At 66.6% G+C, this 23988-nt stretch carries 18 protein-coding genes; 13 read left to right on the top strand and 5 right to left on the bottom strand.

Features of this window, described 5'->3' with window-relative positions; translation table 11 throughout:
• Positions 1-106 precede the first annotated feature (106 nt).
• Genes smc through AC3XQU_RS04850 form a run of 6 tightly spaced genes read left to right on the top strand, consistent with a single transcriptional unit; the run spans position 107 to position 9117 of the window.
• The gene (gene smc, locus AC3XQU_RS04875; protein WP_489873017.1) at positions 107-3634 is read left to right on the top strand and encodes a chromosome segregation protein SMC; all 3528 of its coding nucleotides are present in this window, start codon (positions 107-109) and stop codon (positions 3632-3634) included.
• Positions 3631-4818 (top strand): cell division protein ZipA C-terminal FtsZ-binding domain-containing protein, encoded by a 1188-nt coding sequence (locus tag AC3XQU_RS04870; RefSeq protein WP_489873016.1) that lies wholly within the window; start codon positions 3631-3633, stop codon positions 4816-4818. The genes smc and AC3XQU_RS04870 overlap by 4 nt, the downstream gene beginning before the upstream one ends.
• A 13-nt stretch (positions 4819-4831) precedes the next feature.
• The gene (gene ligA / locus AC3XQU_RS04865; RefSeq protein WP_489873015.1) at positions 4832-7189 is read left to right on the top strand and encodes an NAD-dependent DNA ligase LigA; all 2358 of its coding nucleotides are present in this window, start codon (positions 4832-4834) and stop codon (positions 7187-7189) included.
• A gap of 19 nt (positions 7190-7208) precedes the next feature.
• On the top strand, positions 7209-8102 hold the full coding sequence (galU, locus tag AC3XQU_RS04860) for a UTP--glucose-1-phosphate uridylyltransferase GalU (RefSeq protein WP_489873014.1): 894 nt from the start codon (positions 7209-7211) through the stop codon (positions 8100-8102).
• Entirely contained in the window at positions 8099-8635 is a 537-nt protein-coding gene (gene def / locus AC3XQU_RS04855; protein ID WP_489873013.1) for a peptide deformylase, read from the top strand. The genes galU and def overlap by 4 nt, the downstream gene beginning before the upstream one ends.
• Positions 8635-9117, top strand: coding sequence for a hypothetical protein (locus tag AC3XQU_RS04850; RefSeq protein WP_489873012.1), 483 nt, complete (start codon positions 8635-8637; stop codon positions 9115-9117). Before def ends, AC3XQU_RS04850 begins: the two co-directional genes overlap by 1 nt.
• 106 nt (positions 9118-9223) lie before the next feature.
• On the opposite strand, the gene AC3XQU_RS04845 is transcribed toward AC3XQU_RS04850, so the two are convergent.
• Positions 9224-10924 (bottom strand): DUF885 domain-containing protein, encoded by a 1701-nt coding sequence (locus tag AC3XQU_RS04845; protein ID WP_489873011.1) that lies wholly within the window; start codon positions 10922-10924, stop codon positions 9224-9226.
• Between the two features lie 320 nt (positions 10925-11244).
• Between AC3XQU_RS04845 and AC3XQU_RS04840 the strand changes: the two genes are divergently transcribed.
• From AC3XQU_RS04840 to AC3XQU_RS04830, 3 genes are read left to right on the top strand one after another with little or no spacing between them, the layout of a single operon-like run.
• The gene (locus AC3XQU_RS04840) at positions 11245-11628 is read left to right on the top strand and encodes a hypothetical protein (RefSeq protein ID WP_489873010.1); all 384 of its coding nucleotides are present in this window, start codon (positions 11245-11247) and stop codon (positions 11626-11628) included.
• Positions 11629-13098: an ATPase domain-containing protein gene (locus AC3XQU_RS04835; RefSeq protein WP_489873009.1), complete on the top strand. Its 1470-nt coding sequence runs from the start codon at positions 11629-11631 to the stop codon at positions 13096-13098.
• An 8-nt stretch (positions 13099-13106) separates the two neighbouring features.
• Positions 13107-14495, top strand: a complete 1389-nt coding sequence (locus tag AC3XQU_RS04830; protein ID WP_489873008.1) for a hybrid sensor histidine kinase/response regulator — start codon at positions 13107-13109, stop codon at positions 14493-14495.
• A gap of 12 nt (positions 14496-14507) precedes the next feature.
• On the opposite strand, the gene AC3XQU_RS04825 is transcribed toward AC3XQU_RS04830, so the two are convergent.
• The gene (locus AC3XQU_RS04825; RefSeq protein WP_489873007.1) at positions 14508-15698 is read right to left on the bottom strand and encodes a pyridoxal phosphate-dependent aminotransferase; all 1191 of its coding nucleotides are present in this window, start codon (positions 15696-15698) and stop codon (positions 14508-14510) included.
• Between the two features lie 169 nt (positions 15699-15867).
• Positions 15868-17382, bottom strand: a complete 1515-nt coding sequence (locus AC3XQU_RS04820; RefSeq protein ID WP_489873006.1) for a peptide MFS transporter — start codon at positions 17380-17382, stop codon at positions 15868-15870.
• 212 nt (positions 17383-17594) lie between these two features.
• On the opposite strand from AC3XQU_RS04820, the gene AC3XQU_RS04815 reads away from it, so the two are divergent.
• Complete coding sequence (locus AC3XQU_RS04815; protein ID WP_489873005.1) at positions 17595-19988, top strand: glycoside hydrolase family 31 protein; 2394 nt, start codon at positions 17595-17597, stop codon at positions 19986-19988.
• A 62-nt stretch (positions 19989-20050) separates the two neighbouring features.
• On the opposite strand, the gene AC3XQU_RS04810 is transcribed toward AC3XQU_RS04815, so the two are convergent.
• Both AC3XQU_RS04810 and xth read right to left on the bottom strand, forming a co-directional pair.
• Positions 20051-20674 carry a LysE family translocator gene (locus AC3XQU_RS04810; RefSeq protein WP_489873004.1) on the bottom strand — a complete coding sequence of 208 codons (624 nt, stop codon included), beginning with the start codon at positions 20672-20674 and terminating at the stop codon, positions 20051-20053.
• 66 nt (positions 20675-20740) lie between these two features.
• Entirely contained in the window at positions 20741-21544 is an 804-nt protein-coding gene (xth, locus tag AC3XQU_RS04805; RefSeq protein WP_489873003.1) for an exodeoxyribonuclease III, read from the bottom strand.
• Between the two features lie 180 nt (positions 21545-21724).
• On the opposite strand from xth, the gene AC3XQU_RS04800 reads away from it, so the two are divergent.
• From AC3XQU_RS04800 to AC3XQU_RS04790, 3 genes are read left to right on the top strand one after another with little or no spacing between them, the layout of a single operon-like run.
• Positions 21725-22555, top strand: coding sequence for an ABC transporter substrate-binding protein (locus tag AC3XQU_RS04800; RefSeq protein ID WP_489873002.1), 831 nt, complete (start codon positions 21725-21727; stop codon positions 22553-22555).
• Positions 22556-22577: 22 nt separating this feature from the next.
• Positions 22578-23273, top strand: coding sequence for an amino acid ABC transporter permease (locus AC3XQU_RS04795; RefSeq protein WP_489873001.1), 696 nt, complete (start codon positions 22578-22580; stop codon positions 23271-23273).
• 7 nt (positions 23274-23280) lie between these two features.
• Entirely contained in the window at positions 23281-23985 is a 705-nt protein-coding gene (locus AC3XQU_RS04790) for an amino acid ABC transporter permease (protein ID WP_489873000.1), read from the top strand.
• Positions 23986-23988 lie beyond the last annotated feature (3 nt).

Raw genomic sequence — 23988 nt, 5'->3', positions numbered from 1 at the left:
GGGGAAGGCAAACAATTGCCGTGTTCACAAGCTTGCATCTTGGCCGAAATGCAAGCAACAGATGGTATGATGCGGTCTTTGACGACTCATTAGCCACCGAAGCAACGTGCGCCTCTCTTCCATCAAATTGTCGGGATTCAAGTCTTTTGTCGATCCCACCAATTTCCAGGTGCCCGGCCAGCTGGTCGGCGTGGTCGGCCCGAACGGCTGCGGCAAGTCGAACATCATCGACGCCGTGCGCTGGGTGCTGGGCGAATCCAAGGCCTCCGAGCTGCGCGGCGAGTCGATGCAGGACGTGATCTTCAACGGCTCCACCTACCGCAAGCCCTCGGGCCGCGCCTCGGTGGAACTGGTATTCGACAACAGCGACGGCAAGGCCGCGGGGCAGTGGGGCCAGTACGCCGAGATCGCGGTCAAGCGCACCCTCACGCGCGACGGCACCTCCACCTATTACATCAATGGCCAGCCGGTACGCCGGCGCGACATCCAGGACATCTTCCTCGGCACCGGGCTCGGTCCGCGCGCCTACGCCATCATCGGCCAGGGCATGATCTCGCGCATCATCGAGTCGCGCCCGGAAGAGCTGCGCGTCTTCCTCGAGGAAGCGGCCGGCGTATCGAAGTACAAGGAGCGCCGCCGCGAGACCGAGAACCGGCTGTCCGACACGCGCGAGAACCTGCTGCGGGTCGAGGACATCCTGCGCGAGCTCAACGCCAACCTGGAAAAGCTCGAAGCCCAGGCCGTGGTGGCCAACCGCTTCCACCAGTTGCAAGCGGACCAGGAAGAAAAGCAGAAGCTGCTCTGGCTGCTGCGCAAGAACGAGGCGAAAGCCGAGCAGCTGCGCTATTTCCGCGAGATGGAAGAAGCGCAAACCGAGCTCGAAGCCCAGACCGCGAAGCTGCGCAGCGTGGAGCTCGACCTTGAGCACCTGCGCCAGTCCCACTTCGCCACGGGCGATCGCCTGCACACGGCTCAAGGCGCCCTGTACCAGACCAATTCCGAGATCGGCAGCCTGGAAGCGCAGATCAAGTTCGTGGTCGAGTCGCGCACCCGCCTGCAGAACCAGCTCGGCACGCTTACCGCGCAGCGTGACCAGTGGCTGGCGCAGCGCCAGGAATACCAGGAGCAGCTCGAAGAAGCCGAGTTCACGCTGGAAGAACTCGGCGCGCGCGCCGAAGCGGCCCAGATGGCGGTGGAAGCGCACGGGGAGCGCGTGCCCGAGCTGGAAACGGCATGGCGCGAGAGCCAGGAGCGCTCCAACGAATCGCGCGCCCGCATCATGGGCGTGCAGCAGCGTATCGAGCTGGCCAGCGCCCACCAGCGCAACGCCGCCGGCATTCTCAGCAGCCTGGCGGCCCGGCGCGAGCGCCTGCAGCAGGAACGCACCACCCTGAACCTGCCCGACGGCGCCACGCTCGACAATCTCCGGATGCAGCTGGAAGAAAAGCAGATGGCGCTCGAAGAGCAGACCATGCTGCTGGACGACGCGTCATCGCGCCAGGAAGCAGTGGAAGCCGAGCGCCGCGAAGCCCACGCCCAGGTCCAGCAGGAGTCCTCTGCCAGCGCCAAGCTCGATGCCCGCCTGGCAGCGCTGCGCCAGATGCAGGACCGCGTGCAAACCCAGGGCAAGGTCCAGCCCTGGCTGGAAAAGCATGAGCTGAGCGGCCTGCCGCGGCTGTGGCAAAAGCTCGACGTCGAAGAAGGCTGGGAAACCGCGCTGGAAGCCGTGCTGCGCGAGCGCGCCGGTGCGCTGGAAATGTCGAACCTGGACTGGGCCAACGGCTTCTTCGGCGACGCGCCGCCGGCGCGCCTGGCCCTGTATTCGCCGGCGCCATCGGCGCCTGCCGCGATCGACGACCCCCAAGGCCTGAAACCGTTTGCCAGCCTGCTGCGCCTGAACGATCCCGGCGTGCGCGGGGTCCTGAACGACTGGCTGCACCACGTCTACGTGGCGCAGGACGCCGCCGAGGCGCTTGGCATGCGCGCGCGCCTGCCGCAGGGCGGCAGTTTCGTCACGCGCCAGGGCCACCTGGTCACGCAGTCGAGCGTGCGCTTCCACGCCCCGGACGCCGAACAGGACGGCATGCTGGCGCGCCAGCACGACATCGACAATACCGGCAAGCAGCTGCGCGCCCAAGCCCTGCTGGCGGACGAAGCGCGCAGCCGCGCCACCCGCGCCGACGCCGCCGTCAGCGAACTGACCCGCCGCCTCCAGGATGCGCGCCAGCGCTCCGCCCAGCTGCAGCGCGAGGTGCACGCGCTGCAGATCGAAGTGCTCAAGCAAAGCGAGATCGAAGCGCGCTTCAACCAGCGCAGCGGCCAGATCGCGGCCGACCTGAATGAAATCGCCGCCCAGGAAGCCGAGCAGCGCGAGGCGGCGGCGCACGCCGAACAGGAATTCGAGCAGCTCGACATGGAACTGGCCGAACTGCAGGGCGCGCACGAAGACGGCCAGACCGCCTTCCTGGACAAGGAGCAGGCGCTGGCGGATGCGCGCCAGAAGCTGCGCGACCTGGAGCGCAGCGCGCAAGAGGCGCAATTCGCCGAGCGCGCGCAGCGCAGCAAGATCGAAGAGCTGCGCCGCAGCATCGCCACCGCCAGCGGGCAGGCCGAGCAGGTGGGCGCCAGCCTGGGGGCCGGCAAGCTCGAACTCGAAGCGCTGGAGGCGGGCACCGCCCACGAGGGCCTGCAGGAACTGCTGGACCGGCGCAGCACCCAGGAGCGGGCGTTGTCGGACGCGCGCCATGAACTCGACCAGATCGCGCTGCAGCTGCGCCAGGCCGAGGAAGCGCGCATGGGCAACGAGCGCAGTCTGCAACCGCAGCGCGACCGTATTACCGAGATGCAGCTCAAGGAGCAGGCCGCGCGCCTGAACCAGGAGCAGTTCGCCGAGGCGCTGGCCTCCACCGGCGCCGACGAAGCGCTGCTCGCGGAAAAGCTCAACCCGGACCTCAAGCCCCAATACCTGCAGGGCGAGGTCACGCGCCTGACCAATGCCATCGCCTCGCTGGGCGCGGTCAACCTGGCGGCGGTGGACGAGCTGGCCCAGGCCACCGAGCGCAAGCGCTACCTCGACTCGCAGAACAACGATTTGCAGGAAGCCATCGCTACGCTGGAAGACGCCATCCACCGCATCGACCGCGAGACGCGCGACCTGCTGCAGGACACCTTCGACCGGGTCAACACCCATTTCTCGGAACTGTTCCCGATCCTGTTTGGGGGCGGCAACGCCAAGCTGGTGATGACCGGCGACGAGATCCTGGACTCCGGCGTGCAGGTGATGGCCCAGCCGCCCGGCAAGAAGAACGCGACCATCCACCTGCTCTCGGGCGGGGAAAAGGCGCTGACCGCCACCGCGCTGGTGTTTTCGATGTTCCGCCTGAACCCGGCGCCATTCTGCCTGCTGGACGAGGTGGACGCGCCGCTGGACGATGCCAATACCGAGCGCTTCTGCCGCATGGTCAAGCGCATGTCCGAACATACCCAATTCCTCTTCATCTCGCATAACAAGATTGCGATGGAGATGGCCAACCAACTGATCGGTGTGACGATGCAGGAGCAGGGCGTATCGCGCATCGTGGCGGTGGACATGGAGTCCGCCGCGAACTTCGCTACTGAGGCACAAGCAGCATGACTGATTTCCAAATGAGCCTGATCGCAGCGGGCGGCGTTTTCGTCGTCGGCGTCATCTCTTACAACAAGTGGCAGGAGTACAAGGCCCGCAAGAGCGTGGAACGCGCCTTTGCCTCGGACCACGACGACGTCCTGATGCGCAGCGGCGAGACCGCCGTCGAGCGCCAGGAGCCGGTGCTCGACCTCGGCGCGGAAACGCCGCTGGCGCCGCTGGACGTCGATCCCGAGTTGTCCGTGCCTGGCCGCAGCGCGCCGCCTGCCGATGGCCCGTCTTTCGCAGCTGCGCCCGTAGCCCCTGCCGCGAGCTATGCCGCCGCCTCGACCGCGCCGGTGGCGCCGCTGCCAGGCACGCTCCCGAACACCCCGCCGGCCGAACTGGCCGAAAGCCTGGTCGATCCGCTGATCGACTGCCTGATCCCGCTGAACTTCGAAGGCGCGGTGCGCGGCGACAAGATCCTGCCGGCGCTGCAAAAGCTGCGCCGGGTCGGCAACAAGCCGATCCACTACATCGGCTTTGCCGTCAGTGGCGACTGGGAGCCGATCGTCCATGGCGGTGTCTACACCAAGCTGCAGGCCGGCGTGCAGATGGCCACCCGCACCACGGCCCTGAACGAAATCGAGTATTCCGAGCTCGTGACCCGCCTGCGCGCGGTGGCCGACGAAATCGGCGCCGAGCCGGAAGTGCCGGACATGATCGAAGTGATGAGTGAAGCGCGCACGCTGCACCGCTTTGTCGCCGGTCACGACGCCCAGCTGGGCGTGAACCTGGCGGCCAATGGCGAAGCCTGGCCGATCGCGACCCTGATCGGGGCGCTCGAGAAGCAGGGCTTCGATGTGCGCCCGGACGGCCGCTTCTCGATGCCCGACCGCGCCGATGGCAATCCAGGTGGCGTGCTGTTCACGCTGTCGACCAATGTCACGCTGGGCGCGGACGCGACCAACCGCCTGACCCTGCTGCTGGACGTGCCCTGCGTGGCCCCGGCCCGCGACGGCTTCGGCGCCATGGTCAAGTGCGCCAAGGAGCTGGTGCAGCGCCTGGACGCCACCATCGTCGACGACTTCGAGCAGCCGCTGTCGGACGAAGCGCTGGACGAGATCAAGGGCCAGGTAGGGGAGTTCTACCAGGAGATGGAAGCGGCGGACATCCCGGCCGGCTCTACCCGCGCCTTGCGCCTGTTCGTATAAGGCCAGGGCCCCGATGAGCGTGACGACGAGCGTGACGAAGCAGGCCGACCCGCTGGCGCGGATGGCGTGGCTGGTCGAGGAACTGAACCGCCACATCTACAACTACCACGTGCTCGATGCGCCGACCATTCCCGACGCCGAGTACGACCGCATGTTCCGCGAGCTGCAGGAGCTCGAGCTGGCGCACCCGGCGGCGGTGACCAACGATTCGCCGACCTTCCGCGTCGGCGCGGCGCCCATCCCCGAGTTCAAGCAGGTGACCCACTCGGTGCCGATGCTCTCGCTGAACAACGGCTTCGAGATTGACGACGTCGACAACTTCGACCGGCGTGTGAGGGAAGGCCTGGAAGCGAAGCAGGTGGCGTATAACGCCGAACTGAAATTCGACGGCCTGGCGATCAGCCTGCGCTACGAGAACGGCATGTTCGTGCAGGCCGCGACCCGCGGCGACGGTTATACGGGCGAGGACGTGACCGCGAATATCCGCACCGTGCGCGTGATCCCGCTGCGCCTGCATGGCAAGGACATCCCCGCCGTGCTGGAAGTGCGCGGCGAAATCCTGATGTTCAAGGGCGATTTCGCCAGCCTGAACGCGCGCCAGCGCGAGGCCGGGCAAAAAGAATTCGCCAATCCGCGCAATGCGGCGGCGGGCAGCCTGCGCCAGCTGGATGCGCGCATCACCGCCCAGCGCAAGCTGCGCTTTTTTGCCTACGGCATCGGCCTGCTGGAAGGCGCCGAGCTGCCGGAGACCCATTCCGGAGTGCTCGACTGGTTCGACCGCCTGGGCCTGCCGGTGGCGAAAGAGCGCGCCGTGGTCACTGGCCGCGACGGCCTGCTCGGCTTTTACCGCGAGATCGGCGAGCGCCGCAGCAGCCTGCCGTATGAAATCGACGGCGTGGTCTACAAGGTCGACCGCGTGGCCGACCAGGCGCAGCTGGGCTTTGTCTCGCGTGCGCCGCGCTTTGCACTGGCCCACAAGTTCCCGGCCGAGGAAGCGCTGACCGAAGTCACCGCGATCGACGTGCAGGTGGGCCGCACCGGCGCCATCACGCCGGTGGCGCGGCTCGTGCCGGTGTCGGTCGGCGGCGTCACCGTCACCAATGCGACCCTGCACAACGAAGACGAAGTGCTGCGCAAGGACGTGCGCGTGGGCGACACCGTGGTCGTGCGCCGCGCCGGCGACGTGATTCCCGAGGTGCTGTCGGTGGTGCTGGAGCGCCGCCCCACGCCCGAGCCGCTGCGCTACGTCTTGCCGAAAACCTGCCCGGTGTGCGGCTCGCACGTGGTGCGCGAAGAGGGCGAGGCGATCGCCCGCTGCTCCGGGGGCCTGAGCTGCGCGGCCCAGCGCAAGGAAGCGATCCGTCACTTCGCGGGCCGGCGCATGATGGACATCGAAGGCCTGGGCGACCGCTATATCGACAGCCTGGTCGAATGCAGCCTGATCCACGGCGTGGCCGACCTGTACAAGCTGACGCTGGACGACCTGCTGGCCATGAAGCGCCTGGCCGACGAGCGCGAAGGCACCACTCCTGAAACCGTCAAGAACGGCAAGGTCGCCACCAAATGGGCCGACAACCTGTTGGAGGCAATCGCCGCCAGCAAGCACCCGCCGCTGGAGCGCCTGCTGTTCGCGCTGGGCATCCGCCATGTGGGCGAATCGACCGCCAAGACCCTGGCCGACTGGCTGGGCCGCTTCGACCTGGTGCGCCAGGCGCCGAGCGCGCTGCTGCGTGTGCTGCCCGATATCGGCGGCACCGTGGCCGACGCCATCGCCGAATTCTTTGCGGAAGAAAAAAACCAGCAGGCCATCAATGCGCTGTTGGCGGCCGGGGTCGCGCCGCAGGGCGAGCATCCCCCCAAGCCGGCCTTGCGCGAGAAGCTCGACGAAATCAACCTGCTGGCGGCGCTCGGCATCCCCAAGCTCACCGAGCCGCGCGCGCGCCAGCTGCTGGCCGCCGGCCAGACCCTGGAGTCGCTGGGCCACCTGAACGTATTCAACGTGTTCGGCCTGCCGGCGACGGTCGCCGGCGCGCTGGAAGAGTGGATGGCGGCGCCGGGCAACCGCGAACGCGTGGCCGCGCTGGCGCAACTGCGGTCCGAACTGCTGGCGCAACTGCCCGAGGAAGCGCCGCAGCTTGAAGGCCGCTTCACCGGCAAGACCTTCGTGCTGACCGGCACCTTGCCGACGCTGAGCCGCGATGCGGCCGGCGCCCTGATCGAGGCGGCGGGCGGCAAGGTATCCGGTTCGGTATCGAAGAAGACCTCTTACGTCGTCGCCGGCGCCGAGGCAGGCAGCAAGCTGGCCAAGGCGGAAGAACTCGGCGTCACCGTGCTCGACGAAGCGGGCCTGCTGGCGCTGCTCGAAGCGTGAACAATACGAAGGCGACACCATGACCCTGATCCGCAAAGCCGTATTCCCCGTGGCCGGCCTCGGCAGCCGCTTCCTGCCCGCCACCAAGGCGCAGCCCAAGGAAATGCTGCCGATCGTCGACAAGCCGCTGATCCAGTACGCCGTCGAAGAAGCCGTGGCGGCCGGCATCACCGAACTGGTCTTCATCACCGGCCGCAACAAGCGCGCCATCGAGGACCATTTCGACAAGGCCTACGAGCTCGAATCCGAACTCGAGGCGGCCGGCAAGCAGGCGCTGCTCGAAGTGGTGCGCGGCGTGATCCCGAAGAACGTCACCTGCATCTACATCCGCCAGTCCGCGCCGCTGGGCCTGGGCCATGCGGTGCTGTGCGCCCGCCCGGTGATCGGCGACGAGCCCTTTGCCGTACTGCTGGCGGACGACTTCATGGATGCCCCGCCTGGGACCAAGCCGGTGCTGGCGCAGATGACCGACCTGTACTCCTACGAACGCTCCAGTATCCTGGCGGTGCAGGACGTCGCGCGCGAGCACACGCGCCAGTACGGCATCGTCAAGGCCGACAGCTACCGCCCGGGCCTGGAAGTGGTATCGGAAATCGTCGAGAAGCCCGCGCCGGATGTGGCGCCATCGACCCTGGCCGTGGTGGGGCGCTACGTGCTGTCCGGTTCCATCTTCGGCTACCTCGAGAACCTGGGCACCGGCGCCGGCGGCGAAATCCAGCTCACCGACGGCATCGCCGCGCTGATGCAGGCCGAGCGCGTGCTGGCCTACCGCTACGAAGGCCAGCGCTACGACTGCGGCTCCAAGCTCGGCTACCTGCAGGCCACCGCCGCGATGGGCCTGAAGCACCCCGAGACCGGCGCGGGCTTCCGCGCCTGCCTGGCCGCGCTGCTGGAACAGGGAAAACTGCCATGACGGTGCGCGAGATCCTGCGCATGGGCGACCCGCGCCTGCTGCGCGTGGCCGAGAAGGTCACCGAGTTCGACACGCCGGAGCTGCATCTCCTCATCGCCGACATGTTCGAGACCATGCATGCGGCCAATGGCGCCGGCCTGGCCGCGCCCCAGATCGGCGTCAACCTGCAGCTGGTGATCTACGGGTTCGCGAAAAATGGCCGCTACCCGGACGCGCCGCCGGTGCCGGAGACGGTCCTGATCAATCCGGTTCTCACGCCCTTGGCCGATGAGATGGAAGAGGGCTTCGAAGGCTGCCTGTCGGTGCCGGGCCTGCGCGGCAGCGTGCCGCGTTATACCAGGCTGCATTACGAAGGCGTCGACCAGTACGGCAAGCCCATCGTGCGCGATTGCGAAGGCTTCCATGCGCGCGTGGTGCAGCACGAGGTCGACCATTTGCTCGGCATCCTGTATCCGATGCGCATCCGCGATTTCTCGCGTTTCGGCTTTACCGAAGTGATGTTCCCGGACCTCGATCCGAAGGCGGACGACTGATGCGCTTCTTCACCGTAGCGGTATTGCTGGCCTGTGTCCCTGTCGCCCACGCCGGCGACTGGTTCACGAAGATCGACCCGGCGCCGAAAAGCGAATTCTGGCTCGACACCGGTTTCGCCACCGCCCACTTCGACAGCGACAAGAACCTGAACGGCGCCAACAAGGGGCTCGCGGCAGAATACCGCTTCAGCGGCACCATGGCCGCCACCGCCGGGCGTTTCTACAACAGCGACCGGCAGTGGTCGAATTATGCGGGCGTGATCTGGCAGCCGTATGCGGTGGGGCCGGTGCGGGTTGGGCTGGCGCTGGCGGCTTTCGACGGTTACCCGAACATGCGCAGCGGCGGCTGGTTTCCGGCGGCGATTCCTACCCTGACGTACGAGTACCAGCGGGTGGGCGTCAATATCGGGATCATTCCGACCTACCGCGATCGTTTGTATGGCGGGGTGTCGGTGCAGCTCAAGCTGAAATTATTCGAATAGGCGCGCATCGTAGGGTGGGCAGCTTGCCTGCCCACGCGTTCAAACCGAGCCCGCACACCCGCTTGCCTGATCTGACCGCGTGGGCAGAACCTGCCCACGCTACGCGTTACGACTCCTTGGGGTAGGGGCTCTTGCCCCCTTCCGCAATGAACACATCGATGCGCTGCTGCAGCACCGGCAGCGGCACCGACCCCAGCTGCAGCACCGTATCGTGGAAGTTCCGGATATCGAACTTCGCGCCCAGCGCCTTCTCGGCCCGCGCCCGCGCTTCCTGGATCGCCATCTGCCCCAGGTAGTAGGACAGCGCCTGGCCCGGCCAGGAAATGTAGCGGTCCACTTCGGTCTCGACTTCGTGCTTCGACAGCGCGGTGTTCTCCATCAGGTAGGCCTGCGCCTGCTCGCGGGTCCAGCCCTTGGCGTGCACGCCCGTATCGACCACGAGGCGCGAGGCGCGCCAGGCCTGGTAGCTGAGCATGCCGAATTCCTCGTACGGGGTCTCGTAGATGCCCATCTCGGCGCCCAGCCGCTCGGAATACAGCGCCCAGCCTTCGCCGAAGGCCGAGATATAGGCGCGGCGGAAGTTCGGCACGTTCTTCTGTTCCTGCGCCACCGGCATCTGGAAGGCGTGGCCCGGCGCCGATTCGTGCAGGGTCAGGGCCGGCAGGCTGTAGAGCGCGCGCGCCGGCAGGTTATAGGTATTGACCCAGTAGCTGCCCGGGCCGCCGCGGCCGGCCGTGTAGAACGGCGCCTGGTCGTCCGGCACCGGCAGGATCGCGAAGCGGCGGCGCGGCAGGTAGCCGAAATACTGGTCGGCCTTGGCGTCGAAACGCTTGGCCGTCCAGGCCGCGCGCATGAGGAGTTCCTGCGGAGTCTTGGCATAGAACTGCGGGTCGGTGCGCAGGAATCGCAGGAAGGCCGGCAGGTCGCCCTCGAACTTCACCTTCTTCATGATCGCGTGCATCTCGGCGCGGATCTTGGCCATCTCGGCCAGTCCAATCGCGTGGATTTGGTCTGCGCTCAAAGTGGTGGTGGTGAACTCCACGATCTTCGACTGGTAATAGGCCTGCCCGCCCGGCATGCTGGTGGCCGCGAGCGTGGTGCGCGCCTTCGGCACGTATTCGTCGCGGAAGAAGGCCAGCACCTGGCGGTAGGCCGGCTGCACCGCATCGCGGATGACGGCGGCGGCCTGGGCCCGCAAGGCTTCTTGCTCGCTGGCCGGCACCGATGCCGGGAAGGTCTTGAAGGGCGTGAAGAACACCGTGTCCTGCGGCGTCTTCGCGTCGGCGATGGAGCTGAGCGCCACGTCGCGGCCGCTGAGCGTGACTTTCGGCGGCGTGAAGCCGCGCGCCAGGCCGGCGCGCATGTTGCCGGTCTCCTGAGCAAAATAGTCGGGCAGGGCGGCTAGCTGCTTGAGGTAGTTGCGGTAATCCTCGAGCGTCTTGAAGGGCCGGCGCGCGCCGAAGGTGACGTCGGTCCAGAAGGCGCTGTCGGCATTGACCGGCTGCTCGTATTCGCGGAAGCGCTGGGCGTCGAGCAGCGAGGCGACCTGGGCGCGGTAGACTGCGAAGTTGACCCGTTCGCCGGGCGACAGGTCGGCAGGGCGGATCGCATCGAGTTCCTTCAGGATGCCTTCCCAGTAGCGCTGGCGCGCCTCTTGTGCGGGGGCGTCGACACGCGCCAGCGAAGCGCTCACGCCGCGGTCGTCCTCGGCGCGGGCGAGCCGTTCCGTGACGCGCCATTTCCACTCTTTCGTGTAGATTGTCTTGAAACGCGCATCCGCGCCGGTGGCGGCTTGCACCGGGGACATTGCAATACTCAGCAGTACACATGCCGCCGACAAGGCGCTACCCAGGTTTTTATTCATGGTCTTCCCGCGATTGAATGAGTCGATTCGATTAACTTCGGAGCAAGCTTGCTCGGCGAGATGCATCTTAGCGGGGATGTCGCAAATTGACACTAACGAAAATGTTTCCGAATTGTTGTTGGCAGAAGATACAGTTTGACGACACGGCAAGGTATAATGCGCGACCGGCCGGGATGCCTTCGCGGCCCATCATGGCTCAGGCCCGAGCCGACGCGGCAGGCCCCGGCAACCACCATCCGTATGCATTGTTCCTTGACGACGACATGACCACGAATACGGGCGCGAAAGACTTCGCCCCAGGGAGCAATGAGCTGTTGCAGCCTTGGCGGCGTATCGCATTGCAGCTCTGCCCACTCATCGGGGAGAGCGGCTTTTGCGCACTGTTCGGCCGTGCCATCCACATGGTGGGGCCCGACCACGCCTGGCTCTCCCCGCAACAGGCCTGCCGCTCGCCGGACCAGCTCTTCGGTTTGCTGGAAGAGCGCATGTCCCTGGTCGACGCCGGGCGCGCCGCGGCCGCCAACGAGATCTTGCTGCGGACCTTTACCGAATTACTTGAAACGCTCATCGGGCAGGCGCTGACCCAGCGCCTGCTCGCGTCGGCGGCCGCTGCCGACCAGCCGGCGAATGCACAGGAGCAGAAATAAATGACCGATAAAGTGACCTTGGGGAAATTGGCAACGGGCGTACCGGGGCTGGACGTCCTCTTGGGCGGCGGACTGAACGAGTTCTCGTTCAACCTCATTAGCGGTGCTCCCGGCTGTGGCAAGACGACGATGGCCCACCAGATGATGTTCGCGCTGGCCAGTCCCGAGCGGCGCGCGCTCTTCTTCACCGTGCTGGGCGAACCGCCGCTGAAGATGCTGCGCTACCAGCAGCAGTATGCCTTCTTCGATATGGCCAAGGTCGGCACCTCGATCCGCTACGTCAACCTGACCGCCGACCTGCGTGCCGGCGACTTTAACGGCGTGCTCGAACGCATCACGAAAGAGGTCGAGGACTTCGCCCCGAGCATGGTGTTCGTCGATTCCTTCCGCTCCGTGATCCAGACCGGGCGCGCAGGCAGCGAAGGCACCAGCGACCTGCAGTATTTCGTGCAGGAGCTCGGCACGCGCATGACGAGCTGGATGGCGACCACCTTCCTGATCGGCGAATACCAGCAGAACGAAGTCGAGGCCAACCCGATCATGACCGTGGCCGACGGCATGATCGCGCTGAGCCAGCAGCACGAGGGCGACGCCGTGGTGCGCAAGATCCGCGTCGTCAAGATGCGCGGCCAGGCCCACATGGGTGGCTCGCATACCTTCCGCATCACGTCCGGCGGCCTGCGTATCTATCCGCGCCTGCTGCCGCCGCCGGCGGCCGACCGGCACAAGGGCGCGCCGGTCGACACCGATCCCATGCGGATCCCGACCGGCACGCCGGGGCTGGACGACATGCTGCACGGCGGCCTGCCGCAGGGGCATTCGATGCTGGCCATCGGACCGACCGGCTGCGGCAAGTCCATCATGGGTACGCGCTTCCTGCAGGCCGGCGTCGCCCAGGGCGAGGCCGGTATCGTGATGTGCTTCGAAAAAGGCACGGCGCGCCTGCGCAATGCCCAAATGGCCGCGATGGTCCGCGCCGGCCAGGTCACGGTGGTCGAGAGCCGCCAGATCGACCTGACGATGGAAGAGCTGGAGGACGATTTGCTGGCGGCGATCGACCGCACCGGAGCGCGCCGCGTGGTCATCGATTCGCTGTCCGAAGTCTCGCTGTTCCTGGCCCCGGAATGCACGCGCAACCTGCGCGAAGGCGTATTCCGCTTGCTCAGCAGCCTGGCCAAGCGCGGCGTGACGGTGCTCATGACCGTTGGCCTGGACGACCGCACGCTCAACATGAATTATGCGCGCGCCGACATGGCCTATATTGCCGACGCCATCGTGGCGATGCGTTACGCCGAGGTGGACGGCCAGGTGCGCCGCTACATGGCGGTGGTCAAGGTGCGCGGCAGCAACCATAGCGCCGACCTGCGCGAGTACCGGATCACCGACGAGGGGATCGAGATCGATCCGATCGCGGCCCCCGTCAACGGGGTGCTGTTCGGGCGCACCGACCACACCAATTCCGCCGACTAAGGCACAGCATGGGAACGTACGATGAATCGAATGCCGGCTCTGAACAACGTTCCCTGATGGGCGACGATCCCAAACTTGGCGGCCTGCTGCGCGAGCAGGACCTGCACCACCGGATCGCGGTGCTCGAGGCCGAGCTCTCGCATGCCCGCATCCTGGTGCGCGAGCGCGACCGCCTCGAAGACCAGGTCACCCAGCTGCGCGAAGCCAACGAAAACCTGGTAATGGCCACCGTCAGCGCGCAGTCGCTGCGCGAGCTGGCCGAAGCCACCAACCGCCGCCAGACCGAATTCCTGGCCATGCTGGCGCACGAACTGCGCAACCCGCTGGCGCCGCTGTCGATGTCGGCCAGCCTGCTGCAAAGCATCGGCGCCTCCGGCTCGACGGGCCAGCTGGGCCACGTGGCCGGCGTGGTGCGGCGCCAGGTCGACCACATGGCCCGCCTGCTCGACGACCTGCTCGACGCCGCCCGCATCAGCAGCGGCAAGATCACGCTGGCGGTGCGCCCGCTGTCCCTGGCCGCGGCGCTCGAACAGGCCGTGGAAACGGTGGCGCCGCGCATCCGCGAACGCCACCAGCAGCTCGAGCTCGAGCTGCCGGAGGCCCCGCTGGCGATCGAAGGCGACCCGGTGCGCCTGACCCAGGTATTCGCCAACCTGCTCGGCAATGCCTCGAAATACACCGGCAACGGCGGGCGCATCCTGCTGCGCGCCTGGCGCGCGGGCGACGAAGTGGTGGTCGAAGTCAGCGACAACGGCACCGGCATTTCGGCCGAGATGCTGCCGCAGATCTTCGACCTGTTCATCCAGGGGCCGCGCTCGCTGGCGCGCTCCGAAGGGGGCCTCGGCATCGGCCTGAACGTGGTGCGCAACCTGGTCGGCATGCACGGCGGGTCGGTGTCCGCCGCTAGCGCCGGCGAGGGGCAGGGCAGCAGCTTCACGGTGCGCCTGCCGCTGTCCTGCGCCGGCGCCCCTGCGCTCGACGTGCCGGCCGGCCCGAGCGCCGCCGAAGACGCCTGCCGCATCCTGCTCATCGAAGACAACGTGGACGCCTGCGACACGCTGCGTGCGCTGCTCGAGCTGGCCGGCCACGAGGTGATGGCGGCCTATGACGGCCATGCCGGCCTGGCGGCCGCCCAGGCGCGGCCCTACGACATCGTCATCTGCGACATCGGGCTGCCGGGCATCGACGGCCTGGAGGTCATGGAACAGCTGCGCGGCGCCGAGCAGGGCGGCAAACCGTTTGCGATCGCGCTGTCGGGCTACGGCCAGTCTGAAGACCGCGACCGCGCGCTGGCGGCGGGATTCGACCGCTACCTGGTCAAGCCGGCCGCGCCAAGCGCCCTGCTGGAACTGGTGGGCGAGGCGCGTGAAGCGCGCGAGGCGCAGCAGGGCGCCTGAGGCGCCCCTGTTCTACCCGAGCACGCGCGCGATGCGCGCGACCGCTTCCTCGATCCGCTCGAGCCGGGTGGCGTACGAAAACCGTACGTGCCGGCTGGGCGCCGCAAACCCGAAATCGTCCCCCGGCACGATCGCGACATGCGCCTCGCGCAGCAGCGACCAGGCAAAGGCGGTGCTGTCGTCGCTGTGCGCGTGCTGCAGTTCGCCGATGTCCGCATACACATAGAAGGCGCCGTCCGGCATCACCGGCACCTGGAAGCCGAGCTCGCGCAGGGCCGGGACCAGGTAATCGCGGCGGCGCTGGAATTCGCGCCGGCGTTCTTCGTAGATGCCCAGTGCTTCCGGCGTGAAGCAGGCCAGCGCCGCGTGCTGGGCCACGGTGGGCGCGCAGATGAACAGGTTCTGCGCCAGCTTTTCAAACGTCGGCACCAGGGCGTCGGGCACCACCAGCCAGCCCAGGCGCCAGCCCGTCATGCTGAAGTATTTGGAAAAGCTGTTGACGGTGATGACCTCGCTGTCGAGCGCCAGGGCGCTGACCGGCTGGTGGTCGTAGGTCAAGCCCTGGTAGATCTCGTCGATGATCGAAAAGCCCCCGCGCGAACGCACGGCGGCGAGCATGTCGCGCAGCTGTTCTAGCGTCATCGAGGTGCCGGTCGGGTTCGAGGGCGAGGCCACCAGCACGCCGCGGCTGCGCGCGCTCCAGTGGGCCTCGACATGCGCGGCGCTGAGCTGATAGCGGTCTTCGCTGGCTGCGGGAACCAGCACCGGCTTGCCGCCGAAGCTGGACACGAAATGGCGGTTGCAGGGGTAGCAGGGGTCGGGCATCAGCACTTCGTCGCCCTCGGCCACCAGGGCCGCGCACGCCAGCAGCAGGCCGGCCGAGGCGCCGGCGGTGACGACGATGCGGCGCGGGTCGATGTCCAGGCCATGCACGGCGGCGTAGTGCTTGGTGATCGCTTCGCGCAGCTCGCGCAGGCCCATCGAGTCGGTGTACTGGGTGATGCCGCCGCGGATGGCGTCCACCGCCGCTTGCGCCACGATCTCGGGCGCGGTGAAATCGGGCTCGCCGACGCTCATGCTGATGACGTCGATGCCGCTGCGCTTCATTTCATTGGCTGCCTTGACCATTTCCATGACGCGGAAGGGTTCGATGGCGTGGACGCGCTGGGCGACCTGCAGGGCGTGAGGGGTAATTGCTGACATGCCGGAATCCAGAAAAGCGTGATCCGCCATCTTACCGTAGGGTGGGCAGATTCTGCCCACGCGTTCAAACCGGGTTAGAGCGCCCGTGCGTTTGATCACCTGTCGACGATCACCGCGTGGGCGGGAAACCCGCCCACCCTACGATGTGCGGCAGAGCATGGCGCGGCGCTTACTGATGCGCATGATGCGTCGCGGTCAAACGGCGCATCAGCGGCAGCGCCGCCAGCGCGATCAGCGTGCACGCGATCGCCGCGATCCCGAGCTTGTTGAACAGGTTCGTGTACACCGGCAGCGTCTGCAGCGGATCGACCATGTCGCGCGGGACGCTGGCGAGGTTCGCCACCACGCCGCCCAGGTATTGCGAGATGCCCACGCCGACATAGTAGGCGCCCATCATGAAGCCGCCCATGCGCGCCGGCACGTAGCGCGCGATCATCGCCAGTCCCAGGCCGCTCACCAAGAGCTCCCCCAGCGAATACAGGCCGTAACCGGCGATCATGATCCAGGACGAGGTCAGGCCGCCCGTGGCGAACTGGCCGGCCACACCGTAGGTGAAGAAGCCCGCCGCCACCACCGCGAAGCCGAGCGCAAACTTGGCGGCGATCGACAGGTCCTTGCCGCTGTTGCCGGCGCGGGTGTAGACCAGGGCCAGCACGGGGCTCAGCACCATGATCCAGATCGCGTTCAGTGCCTGGAATTGCGCCGGCGACCAGGTCCACAGGTGGCTGCCCAGCACGGTGAATTGCAGGTCCACGTTGCGCAGGGCGAACAGCGACAGCGAGGTCGACATCTGCTGGTAGAAGATGAAGAAGAACACGGTCTGCAGGGTCAGCACCAGCGCGGCGATCAGGCCGGCGCGTTCGCTTGGCGCGCTGCTGCGAATCAGGTGGAAGAAAATCCCCAGCACCACGATGCCGGCAATGTAGACGAAGGCGCGCGCCAGGCTCTGGTATTCGAGGATGACGGCCGATGCCGCCACCGCCACCGCGCCGCCAGCCAGTACGGCCAGCAGCTTGTTCAGTTCGAGCGGGCGGGCGTCCGGCGGCGAGCCGATATGGCCGATGGTCTTGCGCAGCACGCCCACGGTCAGCAGGCCGATCGTCAAGCCTACGCTGCACACGGCAAAGGCCACGTGCCAGCCAAGGTTGCCGCCCCAGGTGGCGTTGATATGGTCCTTGATCCAGGGCGTGGCCAGCATCGAGAAGGTCGAGCCGACGTTCACCGCCATGTAGTACAGGGTGAAGGCGCTGTCCATCTTGGAATCGTCGCCTTCGTAGATCTTGCGCACCAGGTTGGCGGTATTCGGCTTGAACAGGCCGTTGCCGACCACGATCACGCCCAGCGCCGAGAAGGTCATCCAGGTATTGGTGGTCGGTATCGCCATCAGGGCGTAGCCGAGGGTCAGGATCAGGGCGCCGAGGATCATGCAGCGGCGGGTGCCGAGCACCTGGTCGCCGATCCAGCCGCCGATGGCCGGCGCCACGTAGATCAGGGCCGCCGCCGCGCCCCATACCAGGTTGGCGCGGCTGTCCTCGAAGCCGAGGCGCTGCACCATGAAATACACGATCAGCGCTTGCATGCCGTAGTAGCCGAAGCGTTCCCACAGCTCGATCAGCGCCACGGTCATGAATGATCTGGTCTGGCTCACGCCCTGGCCAGCCGCCAGCGCAATGTCGTTCTTCATTGGTCTGCCTCGATATTATTTTCTGCCGGTGGCCCGGCAACCGCGCGATGCTACGCGAGGCGCTTGGAAGAAGCAATCTTGACTGGGCCGGCTGCGGGCGGCGGCGGAGGGATGTGCTCATGTAATTTTGTTACACGGACCCTGTTTCGTGCGCCGGAATTCTGGCATCCTTCTGGCTTGCCCCTTTTGACAACTTTCGACCACCGGGATCTATGACCACTGCACCGTTCGTCCGCCTGGCCCTGTGCCTGCTCGCCAGCCCGCTCGCCCTTGCGCAGAACACCGACCGCCAGCTGCAAGGCGTGACCCGCAACCAGAACACGCTGGAGCTGGCCACCAGCGACGGCCGCTACCTGATCAAGCCGTATTCGGCCAATGTAGTCGAAACGACCTTCATCCCGAGGGGCGAGCAGTTCGATCCGGCCTCGCACGCGGTGGTGCTGGCGCCGGTGGACGTCAGCGCGACCTTCAAGAACGAAGGCAACCGGATCGAGTTCGCCACCCCGGGCATCACGGTGGTGGTGGACAAGCAGCCCTTCCGCATCAGCTACCTGTACAAGGGCAAGCCGCTGGTGGCCGAAAAAGGCGGCTACCGCCGCGGCGACAAGCTCGAGAGCATCGAATTCGCGCTGGACGAGGGCGAGGCGCTGTATGGCGCGGGCGCCCGCGCCGTCGGCATGAACCGCCGCGGCAACCGCTTCCAGCTGTACAACCGCGCCGACTACGGCTACGGGGCGACGTCGAAGCTGCTGAACTTCACGATTCCGGTTGCGCTGTCCTCGAAAAAATACGCGATCCACTTCGACAACCCGCAGACCGGCTTCCTCGACTTCGACAGCCGCAAGGACGGCACCTTGCGCTTCGAAGCGCAAGGCGGGCGCAAGACCTACCAGGTGGTCGCCGGCGACACCTGGGACGGCGTGATGGAACACTACACCGCCCTGACCGGACGCCAGCCGCTGCCGCCGCGCTGGACCTTCGGTAATTTCGCCAGCCGTTTCGGCTACAAGACCGAGGCCCAGACCCGCGCCGTGGTCGACAAGTTCGTCGACGAGAAGATTCCGCTCGACGCCGTCGTGCTCGACCTGTTCTGGTTCGGGAAGACCGTCAAGGACACCATGGGCAACCTGGCCTGGGACCGCGACAGCTTCCCGACCGCCGAGAAGATGATGGCCGACTTCAAGAAGAAGGGCGTCAAGACCGTCGTCATCACCGAGCCCTTCATCCTGACCACCTCCAGCCGCTGGCAGGAAGCGGCATCGCACGATGCGCTGGCAACCGGCAAGGACGGCCAGCCTGCCAGATACGATTTCTATTTCGGGAACACCGGTATCGTCGACCTGTACCGGCCGGAAGGACGCGACTGGTTCTGGAACATCTACAAGGGCCTGAAGGAGGGCGGTGTGACCGGCTGGTGGGGCGACCTGGGCGAGCCGGAAGTGCATCCGTCCTGGGTGCGCCATGGCGCCAGGGGCGAGAAGGGCGCCGACGAAGTGCACAACATCTACGGCCACGACTGGGCGCGCCTGATCTTCGATGGCTACAAGAAGCACTTCCCCGACGAGCGTCCCTTCATCCTGATGCGCGCCGGGTATTCGGGCTCGCAGCGCTTCGGCATGATCCCGTGGTCGGGCGACGTCAACCGCGGCTGGGGCGGACTGCAGTCGCAGATGGAGATCTCGCTCCAGATGGGCATGCAGGGCCTGGCCTACATGCACTCGGACCTGGGCGGCTTTGCCAACGCGGTGCTGGACGACGAACTGTATGTGCGCTGGCTGCAGTACGGCGTGTTCCAGCCGGTGTTCCGTCCGCACGCGCAGGACGACGTGGCGCCCGAGCCGGTATTCCGCTCCGAACGCACCAAGGTGCTGGCGCGCGAAGCGGTCTGGCTGCGCTACGCGATGCTGCCATATAACTACACGCTCGCCTTCGACAACAACCGGACCGGCACGCCGCTGATGCGCCCCGTGCTGTTCGAGGAAGACGACGCGGCCACGCTCTCGTCCACCTACCTGTGGGGCCGCGACTTCCTGGTTTCGCCCGTGACCGAGCCGGGCGCCACGCGCCAGGAAGTGCGCTTCCCGGTCAAGGACAGCGTCTGGTTCGACTTCCACACCGGCGAAAAGCACCGGGGCGGCATCCTGGAGGTGGTCAAGCCCGTCGAGGCGCACATTCCCGTGTTCGTGCGCGCCGGCGCCTTCATCCCGATGGCCAAGGTGGTGCAGAGCACGCGCGACTATTCGACGCGCAGCATCGACCTGCACTACTACCACGACGCGACGGTCGCCGCGAGCACCGGCAAGATGTACGACGACGACGGCGAGACCGCCGACGCGTTCGAGAAGGGCAGGTACGAGATCGTGCGCTTCGCCAGCGCCTACGCTGCCGGAAAACTGGAGATCGCGCTGCAGACCGAAACCGGCAAGGCTCAAACGCCGCAGGAACGCGGCTTTTCGCTGAAGGTGCACAATATCGCGGCCAAGCCGCGCGCCGTGACGGTCGACGGGCGGGCGGTGAAGTTCATCTGGAACGGCAAGCACCAGCTGCTCGAAGTGCCGGTGGCGGCGCGCAAGCAGCCATCGGGCAAAGTCGTCATCGAGCTATAAGCGTTGTGGGTACCCGCCTTCGCGGGTACGACGGGACAAAGCTGGGGCCACAGGGTGGAAGATCAGCGTGCCACGATCAGGCGCAGCCCCAGTCCGACAAAGATTGCTCCTGCCACCCGGTCCAGCCACAGCCCTGCACGCGGCGTGCGCTGGAGCCACTGCCCGATCGACCCCGAGAAAAACCCGAGCAGGCTGAACAGCACTGCCGCCTGCAGCGTGAAAGTCAGCCCGAGCCAGCCGATCTGCCAGTTCGCGTCGCCGCGCGAGGCCACCACGAACTGCGGCAGGAAAGACAGGAAGAACAGCACGATCTTCGGATTGATGGCATTGGCCAGCAATCCCTTGAAGAACAGCGTGCGCGCCGTTTCGTCCGGCACGCCGGCCGCGACCTGGCCGCCGCCGCGGCTGCGCAGGGCCTGGACGCCGATCCAGATCAGGTACAGGCCGCCCGCCACCTTCAGCGCGGTAAATGCGCTGGGCGAGGCAGCGATGATGGCGCTCACCCCGATCACGGCCAGCAGCGTGTGGTTCAGGCAGCCCAGCGCGCAGCCCAGTCCAAAAGCGATGCCGCGCGCGCGGCCCTTGGCGATGCCCACGCCCAGCACCATCATGTTGTCCGGGCCGGGCGAGAGCGTGATCAGGATCGCGGCGGTGAGGAAACCCAGGAATTGTTCGGGCGTGAGCATGGGTGATAGCGGGTCATGGAAAGACCAGCATGGTACCGCACCGCGCCAGCGCAGTGGAACTTGCGCTCAGCGCTTGCCCTTGGGCTGGACGACCGCATCGAGGTCCAGCTCGACCCAGGTCGGCGCATGGTCGCTCGGTTTTTCCTTGGCGCGCTGGAAGCGGTCGACGCCCGCGGCGCGCAGGGCCGGCGCCAGGGCAGGGCTGAGCAGCAGGTGGTCGATGCGCAGGCCGGCGTCGCGCCCGAAGGCGTTGCGGAAGTAATCCCAAAAGGTATAGATGGTCTCGTCCGGATACATGCTGCGCAGTGAATCCGTCCAGCCTTGCGCCATCAGGCGCTCGAAGGCGGCGCGCGTCTCGGGGCGGAACAGGGCGTCGGTGACCCAGCGCTCGGGCTTGTAGACGTCGCGGTCGGTCGGGATCACGTTGAAGTCGCCGCACATCACCACGGGCACCCTGGCCTCCAGCAGTTCTTCGCCGCGCGCGATCAGGCGCTCCATCCAGGCCAGCTTGTAGTCGTATTTCGGCCCCGGCGCCGGGTTCCCGTTCGGCAGGTAGAGGCCGCACACCAGCACGCCCTGGTAAGCCGCCTCCACGTAGCGGCTTTGCTCGTCCAGCGGGTCGCCCGGCAGACCGCGCTGCAGTTCCTGGGCCGGGCCCTCGCGGGTGAGGATGGCCACGCCGTTCCAGCTTTTCTGGCCATGCCAGATCGCGTGGTAGCCGGCGTCCAGGATGGCCTGCTCGGGGAATTTCTCCTGCGGCGCCTTGAGCTCCTGCAGGCACAGCACGTCCGGCTGGCGCTCTTCGAGGTATTCCAGCAGGGCGCCGATGCGGGCGCCGATCCCGTTGATATTGTATGTGACGACCAGCATTGTGTCTCCGCGTTCAGTCCATGAGCTTGTTGTGACTTTATCATGAGACCGCCGGCGCACGGATGGCCGGGGCCGTCCCTTATAGTCGAGCGGCATGTCGATATGGCGAATTGATCGTTCGTGCAAGAGCAGCCTTGCCGTATACTCATCCGATTGCCATATCGCTGTCTGGAGAATCCCATGTTCACTCGCCGTCACCTTTTGCTGGGCGCCGTCGCCCTGTCCGCCAACCTGCTGGCCAGCGCCGCGCATGCCGACCAGCTCGCGGACATCAAGAAGAAGGGCGAGATCGTGTTCGGCGTGCTGGGCACGGACGAGCCGAACAGCTTCATCGAACCGAAGACGCGCCAGCTGGTCGGCTACGAGATCGACCTGGCGACCGCGGTCGCGAAGAAGATCGGCGTCAAGCCGGTGTTCAGGCAGATGTCGGTATCGAGCCGCATCCCCGAGCTGCAGCAGGGCCACGTCGATGTGCTGGCCGCCACGCTCACCCACAACAAGGAACGCGAGTCGCAGGTGGACTTCGCGCTGACCCATTTCGTCACCGGCTCGAAGGTGATGGTGCGCGCAGCGAGCGGCGTGACCGCGCTGCCCCAGCTGGCCGGCAAGAAGGTGGTCACGGTCCGCGGCGGCACCCAGGAAAGCAATATCCGCAAGGCCGTGCCGAGCGCCGAGGTGGTGACCTTCGAGAACACCCAGCAGGCCTTCCAGGCGCTACGCCAGGGCAAGGGCATCGCCTATGTCAACGACGAATCTTCGCTGCTGGCCGACTACGGCAAGCTGGGCCCGGCCGCGAAGAGCTTTACCATCCTGCCGACCAGCATCGGCACCGAATCGATCGCGATGGGCCTGCGCAAGGGCGAGAAGAGCCTGAAGGCGGTGGTCGACGCTACCCTGCGCGAGCTGGAAGCGAGCGGCGCGGCCGAGCAGCTGTTCAACAAGTGGTATGGCCCGGGCACCCGCCCCAATATCGCCAAGCGCCAGTTCAGAATCACGACCGACAAGATCTGATTGATAGATTCGGACCACCGGTTTGCCGTTTTTCGATCCCGCCATCATCCAGTCGGGCCAGTACCACGACTGGTTGGTGCAGGGCTTCGTGCTGTCGCTCCAGCTGACCGCCGCCAGCTTTGCCTTCGCGCTGCCTTTCGGCGCGCTCGTGGCCCTGGCGCGCACCGCGTCCTTCGCGCCGCTGCGCCTGCTTGGCTCGGCCATCGTCGAAGGCATCCGCAACGTGCCGCTGCTGGCGCACCTGCTGTTCTGGTATTTCGCCTTTCCCGAACTGCTGCCGGAGCCTGCGCGCGAATTCCTGTATGCGCACAACCCGGAAGCCGTCTGCGCGGTGATTGCGCTGGCGCTGTACAGCGGCGTGCACATGGCCGAAGACATCCGCAGCGGCATCCGCGCCGTCCTGCCCGGCCAGTTCGAGGCGGCCAAGTCGCTCGGGCTCGGGCGCCTGGCCACCGTGCGCCTGGTGCTGCTGCCCCAGGCCCTGCGCGCCGCCACGCCGCCGCTGCTCTCCCAGACCGTCAACCTGTGGAAGGACACCAGCGTGGCCACCGTCATCGGCGCGGCCGAACTGATGTACCAGGCCGCGCGCGTGGAAACGGCGAGCTTTCGCAGCGTCGAAGCATTCACCTTCGCCACGCTGGCCTACCTCACGGTATCGCTCCTGATTTCCCTGGCCGCCCACCTGTTCCAGCGGCGCTATCCGGTGCGTCCGGCATGAGGATCCCGTGCTCGAACTGATCGATACCTATTGGCTCTACTTCCTGGTCGGCCAATACCCGGACGGGCCGCTGGGCGGGCTGGCGCTGACCGTGCTGCTGTCGGGCGCGGCGCTGCTGCTGGCGATGCCGCTCGGCCTGGTGCTGGGCGTGGCGCGCGTGAGCCGCCACCGCGCTATCCGCTGGCCGGTCGGCGCGCTGGTGCAGGTCGTGCGCGCGGTGCCGCTGCTGCTGGTCGTGTTCTGGGCCTACTTCTTCCTGCCGGCCGTCACCGGCGTCAAGACCGGGCAGGCGACCACCATGCTGATGGTGCTGGTGCTGTTCGACGCGGTCTACCTGGCCGAGATCGTCGCGGCCGGCCTGCGCGCGCTGCCCAAGGGCCAGCTGGAAAGCGCGCGTTCGCTCGGTTTGTCGTATCCGCAGGCGCTGCGCCTGGTGGTGCTGCCGCAAACCCTTCGCCGCAGCCTGCCGTCGATCGTCAACCAGCTGGTCTCGACCATCAAGGCGACCTCGCTGGGCTATATCATTGGGCTGTCGGAGGTTTCCTTCATCGCTACCCAGGTCAACACACTGGTGTTCACGCAGGCGGTCGAGGTCTACCTGATCCTGGCCCTGACCTATTTTCTCCTCTGTTTCGGCCTGTCCCGCCTGGCCTACCTGGCCGAGCGCCGTCTGCAGGGCCGCGCCCTGCGGGTCGACACGCAGATCGCATAAAAG

The organism is Telluria sp. AZSoR62, assembly GCF_058111565.1.
Note: the sequence above shows the minus strand (reverse complement) of the source record. Positions and strands in the feature narration are given on the sequence as shown.